A 15,545-nucleotide genomic window follows, 5' to 3' on the forward strand; every position below is an offset into this window, starting at 1 on the left:
GCGGTCGAATCAGTGCTGGCAGAAGGATGGAACATCGTTGTCCTCTCGGAGCCGCACCGCCGCTGCGATGCCCGGCTCAGCTCGTTCCCGCGTCGTCGAGGGTGATGAAGGACTTGCGAATCTCACATCGAACGCTTCGCTAACAAATGATGGAAGCGCTCTCACACTGTGGCAGGGCCAGTGCGGAGGCGTCAACCAGTCGTCCGTGAGACATCGTTTTCATCCCATGTCATCGCCAGATGACGAGGGCGCCTCAGGGACTGAGCGGCCCCTGCGGGCCAGGCTCGTCGGGCACCCGGGGGAAGGCCGTGCGGGCGACCCACCCGAACAGCCGCTCCAGCGGGCCGCGGCCGAACAGCGCCCGCCACGCCGTCGCCACGGCCAGGGTGATGAGCACCATCCACCCGAGCGGCTCGTTGGTCGCGGGGTCGAGCAGGTCCCAGTAGGTGCGGGTCCACCACCAGATGGTGAAGATCTGCACCGAGTACACGGTGAGGGCCAGGGCGCCGACGGCGGCCAGCGGCGTGACGACCACCAGCAGGACCCCGCGCAGCACTCGCACGAACCGTCCGGCCGGTGCCGCGTCGGCGGGCGCGGGTGTCCCGTCCGCCCCGGTCCTCGCGGCCCCGCGGACCGCCGCGCCGACGAGCAGGCACAGCCCGAGCACACCGAGCGCGAACCCGCCGGAGCCCAGAGCCTCGAACATCGTGTCGTCGTGCGGGCCCTCGAGGTACAGGCCGGCCAGCGGCGGCCAGGGGTCGGACCAGGTGGGCGGCGGCACGACGCTCTCGGCCGACGTCATGGCCAGCCGGTCCTCGATGGCGGCGGCACCCCCGGCATCGGCGACCAGCTGCGCCGAGGCGATCGAGCTCACGGCGGCCAGGCCGAACCCGCCCGCGACCAGACCCAGGTGCAGAGCGGGGGACCGCAGGTCGCAGCGCCCCACCGCCAGCCCGGCCAGCACGTACGCCATCCAGACCAGTGCCGGATAGTGCCCCGTGAGGAGAAAGTCGGTGGCCGCACCGGAACCGTCGTGCGGCGGACGCAGCTCGGCACGGGCCAGCGCCTCCGGCCCGTAGTACACGAGGAACGGCCCGAGCACCGCGACGAGCACCGCCGCCGCCGCGAGCCGCCCCGGTGGCATCCGCAGGAACGGGAGGGCGAGCACGAAGTACGCGGCGTAGAAGCCGAGGATGAGCAGCACCCGCGTCCCCAACAGGTCCAGCACCGCGACCAGGGCCAGCAGCAGCACGGCCCGGACCAGGATGCGCGACCGGGCGGTGCGCAGCGCAGCGCCCCCGACCGGCTCCGAGCCGCCGGTGAACAGTGCGAGCGACAGCCCGGCGACCGTCGCGAACAGGATGGACGACCGCCCGTGCGCCAGGCCGAGCCAGCCCTCGAGCGTGCCGACGTCCGCCGAGGTGATGCCCACGTGCGCCGTGAACATCCCCAGCACGGCGATCCCGCGGGCGAGGTCCGCCCCGACCACGCGGCCGGAGCCGCCGAGCAGGTTGTGGCCGATGCGGCCGGCGGCCCCGCGGACCGCACCGCCGAAGGTGCCCGGGGAGACGGGGGCAGACCGGTCGGAGGGCTGGGCGAGCGTGGGCATGCGGGCATCCTTCCGTGTGGCCGACGCCGACGCGCGCGGGCCACGCCGTCGAGGTGCCGAGCGGACGCCCTCCCGGGTGAACTACCGGGCGAGCGACCGGGTGAACCCGGGCGCAGGCCCCCGGATTACCGGGCGAGCCGCTGGACAGCCCGTCCCGAGGGATGAGAACGCAGATGTGCCGCCCCGCACGGCGCACATACAGTGCGCCCATGACCGGCAGCGCCAACGAGCACGATATGGCCCGCAGTGAGATGTCCAACGACATGCCCAGGGAGACACCCAGGGGCACCGTCCGGGACGAGGCCCAGCCCGCAGGAACCGACCCCATCGACGCGGTCGACGCACCGAGCAGCCCCGGCGCGGTGAAGGACCTGACCAAGGAGTCCGAGTCCTACACGCACGGGCACCACGAGTCCGTGCTGCGCTCGCACCGCCGTCGGACGGCGGCGAACTCCGCCGCCTTCCTGCTGCCGCACCTGCTCTCCGACATGACGCTGCTCGACGTCGGCTGCGGCCCCGGCACCGTCACCGTCGACCTGGCCGAGCGGCTCACGCAGGGGAGCGTCGTCGGCGTGGACGCGTCCGACGACGTGCTCGAGTCCGCCCGCGGCCTCGCCGACGCGCACGGCACCAAGAACATCAGCTTCGAGCACGCCAACGCCTACGAGCTGCCGTTCGCGGACGACTCGTTCGACGTCGTCTTCGCCCACCAGCTCCTGCAGCACCTGTCCGACCCGGTCGCCGCGCTGCGCGAGATGAAGCGCGTCGCGAAGCCGGGCGGGTTCGTCGCCGTGCGCGACGCCGACTACGAGGCCATGACCTGGTTCCCGGAGTCCGCCGAGCTCACCGAGTGGAACATGCTCTACCACGAGGTCACGCACACCTACGGCTTCGAGCCCGACGCCGGGCGCCGCCTCGCCTCCTGGGTGCGGGACGCCGGCTTCGACCCGGAGTCGATCGAGCCCGGTGCGAGCGTCTGGTGCTACGCGACGCCCGACGACCGCACCTGGTGGGGCGGCCTCTGGGCCGAACGCTGCACCCAGTCGAACTTCGCGGTCCAGGCGAAGGACTCGGCGCTCGCGGACGACGTCGCCCTGGAACAGCTCGCCCAGGGCTGGCGCGAGTGGGCAGCGGCGCCCGACGGCTGGTTCGCGGTCCTCAATGGTGAGGTCCTCGCCCGCGCCTGACGCTCCGCCGGCGACGGGGACGTAGATTGAGCACGTGCGTATCGCTAGATTCACCACCGGAGACGACCCCCGCTTCGCCCTCGTGCAGCAGGAGGGCGACAAGACCTTCCTCGCTGTCCTGGGCGGCGACCCCCTCTACATGCCGGCGATGCCGACCGGCGAGCGCATCGAGCTGGGCGACGGCGTCCGGCTGCTCGCCCCGGTGATCCCGCGCTCCAAGGTGGTGGCCGTCGGCAAGAACTACGTCGACCACGCCAAGGAGATGGGCGGCGAGGTGCCGGCCAGCCCGCTGCTGTTCTTCAAGCCGAACACGTCGGTGGTCGGCCCCGACGACCCGGTGGTGCTGCCGGACTTCACGCAGGAGGTCTCGTACGAGGCCGAGCTGGCCGTCGTGATCTCGAAGGTGTGCAAGGACGTCACGCCGCAGAACGCGTCGTCGTACGTGCTCGGGTACACGGTCGCGAACGACGTGACCGCCCGCGACGCCCAGCGCACCGACGGGCAGTGGGCGCGTGCCAAGGGGTTCGACACGTCGTGCCCGCTGGGCCCGTGGGTCGACACCGACCTCAACCCGGAGGACGTCGGCGTGCGCTCGCGCGTCAACGGCGAGCTGCGCCAGGACGGCCGCACCCGCGACATGGTGTTCGACGTGCCGTTCCTGGTGTCGTACATCTCCGAGGCCATGACCCTGCTCCCCGGCGACGTGATCCTCACCGGAACGCCGGCCGGCGTCGGCAGGATCGACCACGGTGACCGGGTGGAGTGCGAGGTCGAGGGCCTGGGCGTCCTGGCCAACCCGATCGTGCGCCGCTGACGTGCCGCTGGACGACGGCGCGTCGCTGCACGGTGACGCGCTCGGGGTGCTGCGCGCCTGGACCGCGCCGACGCCGGAGCAGGAGCTGCTCCGGGCCCGGTACGTGCGGCACCTCGAGCGCCCTGCGTCCACAGATGCGGGGCCCGGCCGAGGGGTGTTCCGCGACTGCGTACCGGACCACCTGACGGCGTCGGTCCTCGTGCTGTCGCACGACGGCGCGAGCGTGCTGCTGACCCTGCACGGCAAGGCGGAGCGCTGGTTCCAGCTCGGCGGGCACCTGGAGGCCGGGGACGCGACCCTGGCCGCGGTCGCCGAACGGGAGGCGCGTGAGGAGTCCGGGCTGTCGCTGGTCGTCGATCCGGTGCCGGTCCACCTGGACGAGCACGTGGTGCCCTTCTGCCGGCCCGGCACCGGGGACGCGGCACGTCCGGTGCACCACCTGGACGTCCGGTTCGTCGCGGTGGCGGACGCCGGTGCGGAGCCCGTCGTCTCGGACGAGTCGCTCGACGTGCGCTGGTGGCCGTCCGACGCGCTGCCGACCCCCGACCTGTTCGAGTCGGTGGCCCTGGCCCGGACACGGTCCGGTGCCGCATGATCGACGCATGATCATCAGGTCTTCCACCGCGCACGTGCGGCCGGGCATGCTCGACGAGTTCCGCGCCTTCATCGAGGACGGCATCACGGAGTTCGCGTCGCTCGACGGCTTTCTCGGCGACGAGATCGTCGTCGGACCGGACACCCTGACGTACGTGAGCCGCTGGCGGGACACCGCGGCGCTCGTCGGGTACGCGGGGCCGGGCTGGCGCACCGAACCCGTGGTGCTCGAGGACGAGGACCGGTTCCTGCTCGAGCCGCTGCGCGTGCGGCACGTCGAGCTCCGGCAGGCCGCGCCGGACGACGCCCCCGGCATCGCCGACGTCTGGCACGCCGCCTGGGGCGACGGGCACCGCGGCCTGGTGCCGCCGGAGCTCGAGGCGCTCCGGACCCGTGCGTCGTTCGGGCCGCGGGCCCAGAGCCGGGTGCCGGGCACCACGGTGGCCGTGGCCGGTGTGGGCGACGGCGAGGTCATCGGGTTCGTCACCGTCGAGGGCGACGAGGTGGAGCAGCTGTTCGTCGCGGCCCCGCACCGTGGCTCAGGTCTGGCCGGCCACCTCCTGTCCGACGGCGAGCACCGGGTCGCCGCGGCGGGACACGCGGAGGTCTGGCTCGCCGTCGTGGCAGGCAACGACTGGGCCCGGCGGTTCTACGCACGTCAGGGCTGGTCGGACACGGGGCCGCTCGACTACCACGCCGAGACCGCCGACGGGTGGGTGCCGGTGCCGACGCGCCGGTACGTGAAGCGCCTGGCGGACCGGCCAGAGGCGGTTCCCGTAACCCGTCCAGGCCGCTGAGCAGCGGGTTTCGTGGCGTCCGCCGCGCGCACCGGTCATCATGAGCCATGCAGACCGTGCGGCGGTTCCTCGTCCTGACCCCTGTGGCGTTCGGCGTCACCGCGGCGGCGGACCTGATCCATCTGGCGTCCGGCGACCTCGGGCCGGACTACGTCGGCATCACGCTCCTGTTCGCGCTCGTGGTGACGGTCGCCGTGCTGGCCGCCATCCTCCTCGCCGTCGTCCTGCTCCGGCTGCAGGGCGTCCAGAACGCCTGGGGTGCGCTCGGCGTCGCCCTCGTCCTGTTCGTCATCGCCTGCTCGGTCTACTACGTCGCCGAGACGCCCTGGCGGGGCGACGAGGAGGAGTGGGGCGTGCTCATGCTCATCGGGCTCGCCACCAGATCGGCCGCCGCCTGGCTGGCCTACGCCGTCGGGCTGCTGGTCGGCGACCGGCGCAACCGGGCCGTACGGGACGGCGCTGTCGGTCCCACGGCCTAGGCTTAGGCCCGTGACTTCAGCAACCGACACCTCGACCGGCTCGGACGCGGCCGTCCGCGTCCGCTTCGCACCGTCCCCCACCGGCATGTTCCACGTGGGCGGCGCCCGCTCCGCGCTGTTCAACTGGGCCGTGGCGAAGCAGCAGGGCGGCACGTTCGTGCTGCGCATGGAGGACACGGACGCCTCGCGGAACCAGCCCGAGTGGGTGGACGGGATCCTGTCGGCGATGGAGGCCCTCGGGATCACCCAGGACGACCCGGCCTTCGAAGGGCCGTACTACCAGTCCGAGAACGCGGGCATCCAGAAGGAGGCCGCCCAGCGGCTCTTCGCCGAGGGCAAGGCGTACTACTGCGACTGCACCCGCGACGACGTGCTGGCGCGCACCGGCAACCAGCAGACCGGCTATGACGGCTTCTGCCGCGACCGCGGCCTGGAGTACGCGGAGGGACGAGCCCTGCGCTTCCGCACGCCGGACGAGGGCGAGACCCGGGTGGTCGACCTGATCCGCGGCAACCCGACGTTCCCGAACCGCAACCTCGAGGACTTCGTCATCGCGCGCGGCAACGGCTCGCCGGTCTTCCTGCTGGCCAACGTCGTGGACGACATCGACGAGCACATCACCCTCGTCATGCGCGCCGAGGAGCACCTGCCCAACACGCCGAAGCAGCAGCTGCTGTGGGAGGCGCTGGGCCAGACCCCGCCGCAGTGGGCGCACATGCCCGTGATCGTCAACGAGAAGCGCCAGAAGCTCTCCAAGCGCCGCGACAAGGTGGCGCTGGAGGACTACTTCGCCGACGGCGTGCTGCCCGACGCCATGGTCAACTACCTGATGCTGCTCGGCTGGGCGCCGGGCAACGACGAGGAGATCCTCCCGTTCGAGGAGCTGGTGCGCCGGTTCCGCGTCGAGGACATCAACTCCTCGTCCGCGTTCTTCGACATCAAGAAGCTCACGGCCTTCAACGGCGAGTACATCCGCGCCCTGAGCGTCCCGGAGTTCGCGGCGGCCTGCGACCCGTGGCTGCACGCCCCGCACGCGCCGTGGACCGAGGAGCAGTTCGACAGCGCGGTGTTCGACGCCGTCGCGCCGCTCGCCCACTCCCGGGTGGCACTGCTGTCCGAGATCACGAACAACGTCGACTTCCTGTTCCTCGACGAGCCGGCCATCGACGAGGACTCCTGGAACAAGGCCATGAAGGCCGGCGCCGCCGAGCTCCTCGCCGACGTGCGCACCGCTCTGGCGGACCCCGCGCTCGCCGGGTGGACGGCCGAGCCGCTCAAGGACACCGTCACCACCGTGGGCGAGGCGCACGGCATGAAGTTGGGCAAGGCGCAGGCCCCGGTCCGGGTCGCCGTGACGGGCCGCCGGGTCGGCCTGCCGCTGTTCGAGTCGCTCGAGGTGCTCGGTCGCGAGCGGACGCTCGCGCGCATCGACGCGGCGCAGGCCCGCCTGGCCGAGAACGCCGCCTCGACGCCGGCGGAGGTGCCCGCCGGGGCGGAGTAGCGGTCCCGGCGTGCGCTGGGCCCCGCCGCGGGGCGCTCGTGTTCGTCGCGGGCACCCGTGGCGTGCACCTCCCGTTCGGGGTACTGGTCTAACGTGCTGGGGTGACCGACGCCATGACGCCTGACGCCGCGCCGACCTCCGCACTTCCGCCGCCCCCGCCGCGCGAGTATCCACAGGCTCTCCGAGGGCCCCGGCATCGGTGGTGGCGGCCGTTGCTCGGGCTCGCCGCGGTCACGGTCTGCACCATCCTGCTGTTCGGGGCGATGCTGCTGTACGCCCTCGCCTTCATCGTCGCGCAGGCGGTCGGCGTGCAGCTGCCGGACCCGTCGTCGATCACCGACGCCTGGTTCGTCTCACCCGTCGGCCTGCTCGTCACCAACCTCGGCCTCGCGCTCGGCATCCCGCTCGCCCTGGTGGCGACCTGGGCACAGGCCCGGCGGGCTGGACTCGTCTCGTCGGTCCTCGGGCGGGTGCGCTGGCGCCTGCTGCTCGGCGCCCTGGGCGTCGCCCTGCTGCTCCTGGTGCCGCTGACCCTCGGCAGCGACCTGCTCCTGAGCCAGCTGGACCTGCCGGCCGACGACGGGTCCGGTACCGGCGCGGGGCCGGGTTCGGGCGCCGACGAGGACGGCTGGTGGCCGCTCACCCCGGCATCCGGCTGGCTGGCGCTCGCCCTCGTGATCCTCCTCACCACACCGCTGCAGGCCGCCGGCGAGGAGTACTTCTTCCGCGGCTGGCTGTCGCAGTGGATCGGCAGCCTGCTCCGGTGGCGATGGCTCGCGATCGCGGTACCCGCGATCGTGACGGCGCTGCTCTTCGCGCTGGCGCACGGCACGCAGAGCCCATGGCTGTTCGGCGACCGCCTCGTGTTCGGCCTGGTCGCGAGCGTGCTGGTCTGGCGCACGGGTGGACTGGAGTGCGCGGTCGCCCTGCACGTGGCGAACAACCTGCTGGCGTTCGGCCTCGCCATCGCCTACGACGGCCTGGAGGACTCGCTCCTGATCACCGAGGTGGCGCCCGTCGAGGGCGCCGCCAGCATCACGGGCACGGTCATCACGGCCGCCGTGGTGCTGTGGTGGGCCCGACGCCGTCGGCCGGCCGTCGTGGTGCCCGAAGCCCCCGTGGCGGGACCGGCGTCATGACGACCGACGGCATGATGACCGACGGCATCCTGTTCGACGTCGACGACACCCTCGTCGACACCAAGGGAGCCTTCGCGCTGGCGCTCGCCGCCGTGCGGGTGGAGTATCTCCCGCACGTGCCGGCCGAGCGGGAGCCGGAGATCCTGTCGCACTGGCGTACCGACCCGGGCGGCTACTACGCCCGCTACACGAGCGGGAAGCTGGACCACGTCACGCAGCGTCGGCTCCGAGCGGTGCTCCTCCATGAGACCTTCGGCGGAGCGCCCGTCACCGAGGAGTCCTTCGCGGCCTGGGACAAGCTCTTCTGGGGCACCTTCGAGAAGTCGTGGACGGCGCACGAGGACGCCCTGGCCGCGGTCCACGCGGCCGTCGCGGCGGGGATCCGCGTCGGCGTGGTGACGAACGCCGCGGCGCGGCTGCAGGAGCGCAAGCTCGCGCTGGCCGGGCTCGACGACCTGCCCGTGCTGGTCGGCGTCGACACGCTGGGCTTCGGCAAGCCCGATCCGCGGGTGTTCCGGGAGGGTGCCCGCCTGCTGGGCACGGAGCCGGCCCGGACCGCGTACGTGGGCGACGAGCCCACCGTGGACGCGCTGGCGGCTCGCCAGGCGGGCCTGACGGGCGTCTGGCTGGACCGGAAGGGCCACCGGCGGGGTCCGGGTTACCACGGCGGTCCTGCGCTGCCTGACGGCGCCCTGCGTGACCCACAGGACCCGGTCGCGCTGCGGGCCGCGGGCGTCGTGGTGATCGAGACGCTGGCCGACCTCCCGACCGCCCTCGGCTACGGCGGCAGCTAGGCGGTCCCGGTGGGGGCGTGCGGGCTCTCAGCAGGCCTCTTGCGTGCCTCGTACCGGTCCGGGAACCGGTCCGATGCGGTCCGGACACGGTCTGACGGCGGTGCGTGACGGACAGCACGCTCTTTCCGTTTTGACCACCGTCCGAGGTCAGGTAGTGTTCTCCAGCGGTAAGGCCTCCACGGAAAGCCTGTTGGAAACAGGTGTATCCGGACGGCTATTACCCCCATGGGGTATGGTGTAATTGGCAGCACGAGTGATTCTGGTTCACTTAGTCTAGGTTCGAGTCCTGGTACCCCAGCGCAGAGCGCAGCGCACTGTAGTCGATGCGAATCGGCAACAAGGTGCGCTACGGTTCTCACCGGCAACCGGTCCTCAAACCGGTAGTTCAGGCCCCCATCGTCTAGCGGCCTAGGACGCCGCCCTCTCACGGCGGTAACGCGGGTTCAAATCCCGCTGGGGGTACGCAGGTCCATCGGCTTCAGCCGGCGGATCCGTTCTGGCCCCCATCGTCTAGCGGCCTAGGACGCCGCCCTCTCACGGCGGTAGCGCGGGTTCAAATCCCGCTGGGGGTACGCAGGTCCATCGGCTTCAGCCGGCGGATCCGTTCTGGCCCCCATCGTCTAGCGGCCTAGGACGCCGCCCTCTCACGGCGGTAGCGCGGGTTCAAATCCCACTGGGGGTACAGCAGAAAGGCCCGGTCCACACGGACCGGGCCTTTCGCCGTCTGGTGCGCCGCCGTTGGGGGGTTAGCGGGTTAGCGCGCCGGTGCAGAGCTCGTCGCGGTTTGAGGGGTCGTAGCCGCAACAAGGTCTGCAGTCAGGGTCGTGGGCGCGACCAGGTCTGCAGTTGGGGCCGTGGGCGCGGGGCGGGCCGGGGTTAGTGGATCTTGGGGTCCTTGCCGCCCTCGATGAAGGGTTCGGGGCGCACGTCCGACGTGTTCGGGTCGGCGGTGGGGCCGCCGGGCACGTGCTCGCCGTGGCCGCCGTCGGTCGTCCTGCCGGGCTGGATGCCTCCCGCGACCGGGCCGCGCCCCGAGCTGCCGGCCGACGCCGCTGGGGCCCCGCTGCCGCTCGTGGCCGGCCGGGTGGCCCCGCCGGCGTCCGCGGCCGAGCTGGTCGCGCCGGCACCCGGGTGTTCCTCCGCCAGGCTGCCCTGGTCGCCGTCACCCCGGCCGGTCGGCAGCTCGATGCGCTGCGTCGGGGGATTGCTGCGTCGTCCGATCCGCGGCATGAGAGCCGGTGGTGCGGGGGCCGGGACGGATTCCGGCGGGGCGGCCGGCGGCCGGATGCTCGGGTTGGCCGACTGTGCTGCCGCCTCGGCGTCGGCGGCGTCCGGGTGGAAGAGCGCCGCGATGATGAGCCGGTACCGGGCATCGGGCCGGGGCACCCAGGTGACCCGGTCGAGGGCCTGGTCCTGGCCGGCGGTCTCGAGGACGAACGTGCCGTAGCCGAGCACCTGGCCCAGCGGGGTGCGCTCGTACCCGAGGTCGGTCACCTTCTCGGATGGCATCATCGCCACCCGGTGCACCAGGAACCCGTCGAGCAGCAGCAGCCGTCGGTCGGTCATGACGAACCACCGGGCCCGCCACTCCAGCCACTTGTACAGCAGGCGTGCCGCCAGGACGACGAACGGCACCCACACCCAGCCCAGGTCGTCCCGGACGTTGGGATCCACGGTGACGAGGATGCTCACGGCCAGCACGAACGCCACCGCGGTGGTGAGGATCGGTTCCCACAGCATGGCCCAGTGCCGGTGCGTGGCGATGATGACCTTCTCGTTCGCCAGGATGTATCGCTGCAGCACGCGGTGGGGGACGACGAAGTCCGCGGTCGCGCTCATGCGGTCTCCCCGGGATGCGGTCGGATGTGTCGAGGCTCGCCGCCGACCCTATGCCGTCAGCGGCCGATGGACCCGGTGAAGAGCTCTTCGAAGAAGGTGCCGATGTTGGCGATGGCTCCCCAGATGACGTCCCAGAGGGCGAGCACGATGTCGGCGGAGCGCTCGGGGTCGTTGATCACCGAGTACAGCAAGAAGATCACGACGAGCCAGATGATGATGAGCCTCACCTTGGGCGGCATCAGATTCCTCCGACGTTGGCGCGTGAGCCCCTGGTGTGCACACGTCTCGAACGACACTACTGAAATGACCCCGACCTGGGGAATCACCTGGCCCGGCGTGGCGAACCAACACTCACCGACCGCTCACCGGCCGCACACCCCGCGGACACCGGTCCGGCTACTCGCCGGACCGGTGCAGCACCTCGGTGAGCTTGTTCGCCGCGGCGACCACGGCGGCCGAGTGCAGCCGGCCGGGCTGGCGCGACAGGCGCTCCACCGGCCCGGACACGCTGACCGCGGCCACGACGCGGCCCGATGGCCCGCGCACGGGCGCCGAGACGGAGGCCACACCGAGCTCACGTTCTGAGACGGACTGGGCCCACCCCCGGCGTCGGACACCGGAGAGGATGGTGGCGGTGAAGGTGGCATCACGCAGGCCGCGGTGCAGGCGGTCCGGCTCCTCCCAGGCGAGCAGCACGTGGGCCGCGGAGCCCGCGCTCATGCTGAGCGTCGCCCCCACAGGGATGGAGTCGCGCAGGCCGACGGGCCGCTCGGCGGCGGCGACGCACACGCGGTGGTCACCCTGCCTACGGTAGAGTTGTGCGCTTTCCCCCGTGTGGTCGCGCAGCGCGATGAGCACGGGGTTCGCGGCCGCCAGCAGGCGGTCCTCACCGGCGGCCGTAGCCAGCTCGTTGAGGCGCGGCCCCAGCACAAATCGACCCTGCATATCGCGGGCCACGAGGCGGTGGTGCTCGAGTGCCACGGCCAGGCGGTGCGCCGTCGGGCGAGCCAGGCCAGTGGAGGAGACGAGCTGCGCCAGGGTGGCCGGTCCGGCCTCGAGTGCCCCGAGGACGGACGCCGCCTTGTCCAAGACGCCGACTCCGCTAGTATCGTCCATACCGCGATATTGCCGTCTCGGAACGTGAGATTGCAAGTCGAAGCCCAAAGTAGTTTCTGACGAGGAGGCGAACCGCAATGGCCGGCACGCTGGCGGAGAAGGTCTGGGAGGCGCACCTGGTGCGTCGAGGCGAGGGCGGCTCGCCAGATCTTCTCTACATCGACCTGCACCTGGTGCACGAGGTCACGAGCCCTCAGGCATTCGAAGGGCTGCGCCTCGCCGGACGTCAGGTGCGGCGCCCCGACCTCACGATCGCGACCGAGGACCACAACACTCCTACGCTCGACATCGACCGGCCGATCGCCGACGTGACGAGCCGCACGCAGATCGAGACGCTGCGCGCCAACGCCAAGGAGTTCGGCGTCCGGCTGCACAGCCTCGGCGACGCCGACCAGGGCATCGTGCACCAGGTCGGGCCGCAGCTGGGCCTGACGATGCCGGGCCTCACCGTCGTGTGCGGCGACTCGCACACGTCCACGCACGGCGCGTTCGGCGCGCTCGCGTTCGGCATCGGCACGTCCGAGGTGGAGCACGTGCTCGCCACCCAGACGCTCCCGCTGGCGCCCTTCAAGACCATGGCCGTCACGGTGAACGGGACGCTGCCCGCTGGCACGACCTCCAAGGACATCATCCTGGCGATCATCGCCAAGATCGGCACCGGCGGCGGGCAGGGCTACGTGCTCGAGTACCGCGGCGAGGCCATCCGCGCGCTCTCCATGGAAGCCCGGATGACCATCTGCAACATGTCGATCGAGGCCGGCGCCCGCGCGGGCATGATCGCTCCGGACGAGACCACGTTCGAGTACCTCAAGGGGCGCCCGCACGCGCCGGAGGGCGAGGACTGGGACGCCGCCGTCGAGTACTGGAAGACGCTGCGCACCGACGACGACGCCACGTTCGACGCCGAGGTGGTGCTGGAGGCCGCCGACCTGGAGCCGTTCGTCACCTGGGGCACCAACCCCGGGCAGGGCCTGCCCCTGTCGGCGTCGGTGCCGGTTCCCGCGGAGATCGCCGACGAGGGTGACCGCGAGACCGCGGCGAAGGCCCTGGAGTACATGGGGCTGACCGGCGGCACGCCGCTGCGCGACATCCAGGTCGACACGGTCTTCATCGGCTCGTGCACCAACGGTCGCATCGAGGACCTGCGCTCCGTCGCGAAGGTGGTCAAGGGCCGCAAGAAGGCCGACTCGGTGCGCGTCCTGGTGGTGCCGTCGTCGGCCCGCGTGCGGCTGCAGGCCGAGGCCGAGGGCCTCGACGTGATCTTCAAGGAGTTCGGCGCCGAGTGGCGCAACGCCGGGTGCTCCATGTGCCTGGGCATGAACCCGGACCAGCTCGCGCCGGGGGAGCGGTCGGCGTCGACGTCGAACCGCAACTTCGAAGGACGCCAGGGCAAGGGTGGCCGGACCCACCTCGTGTCGCCGCTGGTCGCCGCCGCGACGGCGATCCGGGGCACCCTGTCGAGCGTCGGCGACCTGGACCTGCCGGAAGCCATCGACATCACCACGTTCGACGGCTCCCCGCTCGACGGCGTGGGCGCGTCCCCGCTCGGCGAGTCCGTCGTCGACCTGCCCATGCCCGTCGCGAGCGGGTCCGCTGCCGGCCGGCCCACGCTGCGCTGAGAGGAGCACTGACCATGGAGAAGATCCACACCCACACCGGTGTCGGCGTCCCGCTGCGGCGCAGCAACGTCGACACCGACCAGATCATCCCCGCCGTGTACCTCAAGCGGGTCACGCGCACCGGGTTCGAGGACGCGCTGTTCGCCGCGTGGCGGGGCGACCCCTCGTTCGTGCTGAACCAGGAGGCGTACTCGGCGGGTTCGGTGCTCGTGGCCGGGCCGGACTTCGGTACCGGGTCCTCGCGTGAGCACGCCGTCTGGGCGCTGAAGGACTACGGCTTCCGGGTCGTGCTGTCCTCCCGGTTCGCGGACATCTTCCGCGGCAACTCGGGCAAGCAGGGCCTCGTCGCGGGCGTCGTCTCGCCGGAGGACCTCGAGATCCTGTGGAAGATCCTCGAGACCAAGCCCGGCACCGAGGTGACCGTGGACCTCGAGGCCAAGACCGCGTCCGCCGACGACGTCACCGTGCCGTTCCACATCGACGACTACACGCGGTGGCGCCTGATGGAAGGGCTCGACGACATCGGGCTCACCCTGCAGCAGGCGGACAAGATCGCCGCGTTCGAGGAGACCCGGGAGTCGTGGCGCCCGAAGACGCTGCCGGCCCGGCACCTCCCGTCCGTGGAGATCGAGGCGGCCCGCCCGGTCTGACCCGGCGGCGCTGACCCCGCGACCGGCCGCCCGAGCGTCCGGGAACCCCGAAGGGCCTGCACGATCCTGTCTCCAGGACCGTGCAGGCCCTTCGGCGTTGCATGGTGACGGTGCTGCGTAGTGACAGTGCTGCGCAATGACGGTGCTACGTGGCGACGGTGCTTTCGTGGCCGCCGCTCCGTAGTGGCGTCAGTCCGCGGGCAGGAACACCCGCTCGGGGATGTCCTCGTAGCTCGCGGGGTCGAGCCCGTCGATCGAGCCGTCCGCGACGGACTCCACGAGGCCGCCCAGCCCGATCTCGATCTGCTTGCGCAGCATGCCGTTGCGCTTCATGCCGTCGTACTGCGTCTGGCTCGACGTCTCGAACAGCACCGTGGCGCTGCCCCGCAGTGCGAACGCACCGAGGGCCGTGCCCGGCAGGTTCGTGTCCTGCGGGTAGAGCGTGATGTCGCCGAAGCCGGCCTCGCCGCGGTCCTGCAGCGCCTCGTAGACGGCCACGTTGGCGCGGCGGGAGTGGTCGTAGTCGAACTTCGGCCAGTCGCCGAACTCGGTCGGGTCGGCGATGAACCGGGCCGAGATCGACAGCGGCGACATGTTCTCCATGTCCTCCGTGGCGTAGCACGACCACTGGTTGTGCAGGTCCACGAAGTAGTCGACAGTGCCGAACTCGCCCTCGAGCCCGCGGTAGACCTCGCGCAGCGTCTGTGCCTCCGGCGTGATGTACCAGCCGGTGTCCGCGCTGTTGCCCGGGAAGTCTGCCGGGTCGGGCACGTAGTCGAGGTCGGGGTGGTAGTCGCGGTTGATGTCGAAGCCCTGGACGTTCGCGTTGTAGTTCCAGGCGGGAGCGGAACCCTCCAGCTGCGGGAACTCGGCGACGGCGTCCTCCCACGTCATCTCGTTCTGCCGGGTGTCGCGCTCCCCGCCGTCCACGTTGAGGCGGGGTACGGCGACGATCGTCACCTCGTCGCGGATCGCTGCGGCGGCCGGGCTGTTGCCGCCCCAGAAGCCCAGCAGGTCCAGCAGCGCCTCGGTGCCGTGGTTCTCGTTGCCGTGGATCTGCGACTCGACGAGCACGACCGTGTCGCCGTGCCCGACCCGAGCCGTGTAGATCTCGCGGCCCTGGTTGCTGTGGCCGGCTACCTCGACGTCCACCTCGCCGCCCGACGTCGACTCGATCCGGTCGAGCGACCGGGTGAGCTGGGCGTGGTTCACGAACCCGTCGTTGTTGTTGCCGGGCTCCGTCCCGCAGTGCGACTCGGGAGGGAGGGCAACCGCCGGCGCCGCCGCGAGGGGCACGAGGCAGGTGCCCAGGGCGAGGGCGGAGCCGGCGGCGGCTGCCGTCCAGCGTCGCTTGGTGTCGTGCTTCAGGTCAGGTCGGGCGTTCCTAGACATGCAGCCTCCCAGTGC

Annotated in this window: 15 protein-coding genes and 4 tRNA genes; 14 read left to right on the plus strand and 5 right to left on the minus strand. The window is 71.6% G+C overall.

The window, feature by feature from the left end:
• Nucleotides 1-253 precede the first annotated feature (253 nt).
• Complete coding sequence (locus tag ACFSL2_RS22850) at nucleotides 254-1,609, minus strand: heparan-alpha-glucosaminide N-acetyltransferase domain-containing protein (RefSeq protein WP_377200044.1); 1,356 nt, start codon at nucleotides 1,607-1,609, stop codon at nucleotides 254-256.
• Nucleotides 1,610-1,818: 209 nt separating this feature from the next.
• Here ACFSL2_RS22850 and ACFSL2_RS22855 point away from each other — a divergent pair, with 209 nt between their 5' ends.
• The 12 genes from ACFSL2_RS22855 (at nucleotide 1,819) to ACFSL2_RS22910 (ending at nucleotide 9,596) form a co-directional block, all read left to right on the plus strand.
• Nucleotides 1,819-2,796, plus strand: coding sequence for a class I SAM-dependent methyltransferase (locus ACFSL2_RS22855; protein ID WP_377200045.1), 978 nt, complete (start codon nucleotides 1,819-1,821; stop codon nucleotides 2,794-2,796).
• Nucleotides 2,797-2,830: 34 nt separating this feature from the next.
• Entirely contained in the window at nucleotides 2,831-3,610 is a 780-nt protein-coding gene (locus ACFSL2_RS22860; protein ID WP_377200046.1) for a fumarylacetoacetate hydrolase family protein, read from the plus strand.
• A gap of 1 nt (nucleotide 3,611) precedes the next feature.
• Nucleotides 3,612-4,205 (plus strand): NUDIX hydrolase, encoded by a 594-nt coding sequence (locus ACFSL2_RS22865; RefSeq protein WP_377200047.1) that lies wholly within the window; start codon nucleotides 3,612-3,614, stop codon nucleotides 4,203-4,205.
• Between the two features lie 7 nt (nucleotides 4,206-4,212).
• On the plus strand, nucleotides 4,213-5,001 hold the full coding sequence (locus ACFSL2_RS22870) for a GNAT family N-acetyltransferase (protein ID WP_377200048.1): 789 nt from the start codon (nucleotides 4,213-4,215) through the stop codon (nucleotides 4,999-5,001).
• Nucleotides 5,002-5,048: 47 nt separating this feature from the next.
• Complete coding sequence (locus tag ACFSL2_RS22875; RefSeq protein WP_377200049.1) at nucleotides 5,049-5,480, plus strand: hypothetical protein; 432 nt, start codon at nucleotides 5,049-5,051, stop codon at nucleotides 5,478-5,480.
• 10 nt (nucleotides 5,481-5,490) lie between these two features.
• On the plus strand, nucleotides 5,491-6,981 hold the full coding sequence (gene gltX / locus ACFSL2_RS22880) for a glutamate--tRNA ligase (protein ID WP_377200050.1): 1,491 nt from the start codon (nucleotides 5,491-5,493) through the stop codon (nucleotides 6,979-6,981).
• A 101-nt stretch (nucleotides 6,982-7,082) separates the two neighbouring features.
• Nucleotides 7,083-8,120 (plus strand): CPBP family intramembrane glutamic endopeptidase, encoded by a 1,038-nt coding sequence (locus ACFSL2_RS22885; protein ID WP_377200051.1) that lies wholly within the window; start codon nucleotides 7,083-7,085, stop codon nucleotides 8,118-8,120.
• Complete coding sequence (locus ACFSL2_RS22890; protein WP_377200052.1) at nucleotides 8,117-8,914, plus strand: HAD family hydrolase; 798 nt, start codon at nucleotides 8,117-8,119, stop codon at nucleotides 8,912-8,914. Before ACFSL2_RS22885 ends, ACFSL2_RS22890 begins: the two co-directional genes overlap by 4 nt.
• A gap of 226 nt (nucleotides 8,915-9,140) precedes the next feature.
• Nucleotides 9,141-9,212, plus strand: a tRNA-Gln gene (locus tag ACFSL2_RS22895).
• A gap of 91 nt (nucleotides 9,213-9,303) precedes the next feature.
• Nucleotides 9,304-9,376, plus strand: a tRNA-Glu gene (locus ACFSL2_RS22900).
• 37 nt (nucleotides 9,377-9,413) lie between these two features.
• Nucleotides 9,414-9,486 (plus strand) — tRNA-Glu (locus tag ACFSL2_RS22905).
• A gap of 37 nt (nucleotides 9,487-9,523) precedes the next feature.
• Nucleotides 9,524-9,596 (plus strand) — tRNA-Glu (locus tag ACFSL2_RS22910).
• A 194-nt stretch (nucleotides 9,597-9,790) separates the two neighbouring features.
• On the opposite strand, the gene ACFSL2_RS22915 is transcribed toward ACFSL2_RS22910, so the two are convergent.
• From ACFSL2_RS22915 to ACFSL2_RS22925, 3 genes are all read right to left on the minus strand, one after another.
• A complete protein-coding gene (locus ACFSL2_RS22915) occupies nucleotides 9,791-10,753 on the minus strand; it encodes a PH domain-containing protein (RefSeq protein WP_377200053.1) in 963 nt (320 codons plus the stop codon).
• Nucleotides 10,754-10,809: 56 nt separating this feature from the next.
• Entirely contained in the window at nucleotides 10,810-10,992 is a 183-nt protein-coding gene (locus tag ACFSL2_RS22920; RefSeq protein WP_377200054.1) for a hypothetical protein, read from the minus strand.
• 157 nt (nucleotides 10,993-11,149) lie between these two features.
• Nucleotides 11,150-11,869 carry an IclR family transcriptional regulator gene (locus ACFSL2_RS22925; protein WP_026365378.1) on the minus strand — a complete coding sequence of 240 codons (720 nt, stop codon included), beginning with the start codon at nucleotides 11,867-11,869 and terminating at the stop codon, nucleotides 11,150-11,152.
• 77 nt (nucleotides 11,870-11,946) lie between these two features.
• On the opposite strand from ACFSL2_RS22925, the gene leuC reads away from it, so the two are divergent.
• Both leuC and leuD read left to right on the plus strand, forming a co-directional pair.
• Nucleotides 11,947-13,488: a 3-isopropylmalate dehydratase large subunit gene (gene leuC, locus ACFSL2_RS22930; RefSeq protein WP_377200055.1), complete on the plus strand. Its 1,542-nt coding sequence runs from the start codon at nucleotides 11,947-11,949 to the stop codon at nucleotides 13,486-13,488.
• A 14-nt stretch (nucleotides 13,489-13,502) separates the two neighbouring features.
• The gene (leuD, locus tag ACFSL2_RS22935) at nucleotides 13,503-14,138 is read left to right on the plus strand and encodes a 3-isopropylmalate dehydratase small subunit (RefSeq protein ID WP_377200056.1); all 636 of its coding nucleotides are present in this window, start codon (nucleotides 13,503-13,505) and stop codon (nucleotides 14,136-14,138) included.
• 189 nt (nucleotides 14,139-14,327) lie between these two features.
• Here the strand turns inward: leuD and ACFSL2_RS22940 are convergent, their stop codons facing one another.
• A complete protein-coding gene (locus ACFSL2_RS22940; RefSeq protein ID WP_377200057.1) occupies nucleotides 14,328-15,530 on the minus strand; it encodes a M14 family zinc carboxypeptidase in 1,203 nt (400 codons plus the stop codon).
• Nucleotides 15,531-15,545 lie beyond the last annotated feature (15 nt).

This window comes from Promicromonospora aerolata (assembly GCF_042682255.1).
GTDB classification, from domain to species: Bacteria; Actinomycetota; Actinomycetes; order Actinomycetales; family Cellulomonadaceae; genus Promicromonospora; species Promicromonospora aerolata.

Bases quoted from the DNA above. Each gene is read 5' to 3' on its own strand.
- ACFSL2_RS22920 (WP_377200054.1), bottom strand. From the start codon at position 10,992: ATGCCGCCCAAGGTGAGGCTCATCATCATCTGGCTCGTCGTGATCTTC.
- ACFSL2_RS22875 (WP_377200049.1), top strand. From the start codon at position 5,049: ATGCAGACCGTGCGGCGGTTCCTCGTCCTGACCCCTGTGGCGTTCGGC.
- ACFSL2_RS22940 (WP_377200057.1), bottom strand. From the start codon at position 15,530: ATGTCTAGGAACGCCCGACCTGACCTGAAGCACGACACCAAGCGACGC.
- ACFSL2_RS22870 (WP_377200048.1), top strand. From the start codon at position 4,213: ATGATCATCAGGTCTTCCACCGCGCACGTGCGGCCGGGCATGCTCGAC.
- ACFSL2_RS22855 (WP_377200045.1), top strand. From the start codon at position 1,819: ATGACCGGCAGCGCCAACGAGCACGATATGGCCCGCAGTGAGATGTCC.
- ACFSL2_RS22915 (WP_377200053.1), bottom strand. From the start codon at position 10,753: ATGAGCGCGACCGCGGACTTCGTCGTCCCCCACCGCGTGCTGCAGCGA.
- leuD (WP_377200056.1), top strand. From the start codon at position 13,503: ATGGAGAAGATCCACACCCACACCGGTGTCGGCGTCCCGCTGCGGCGC.
- ACFSL2_RS22925 (WP_026365378.1), bottom strand. From the start codon at position 11,869: ATGGACGATACTAGCGGAGTCGGCGTCTTGGACAAGGCGGCGTCCGTC.
- leuC (WP_377200055.1), top strand. From the start codon at position 11,947: ATGGCCGGCACGCTGGCGGAGAAGGTCTGGGAGGCGCACCTGGTGCGT.
- ACFSL2_RS22850 (WP_377200044.1), bottom strand. From the start codon at position 1,609: ATGCCCACGCTCGCCCAGCCCTCCGACCGGTCTGCCCCCGTCTCCCCG.
- ACFSL2_RS22890 (WP_377200052.1), top strand. From the start codon at position 8,117: ATGACGACCGACGGCATGATGACCGACGGCATCCTGTTCGACGTCGAC.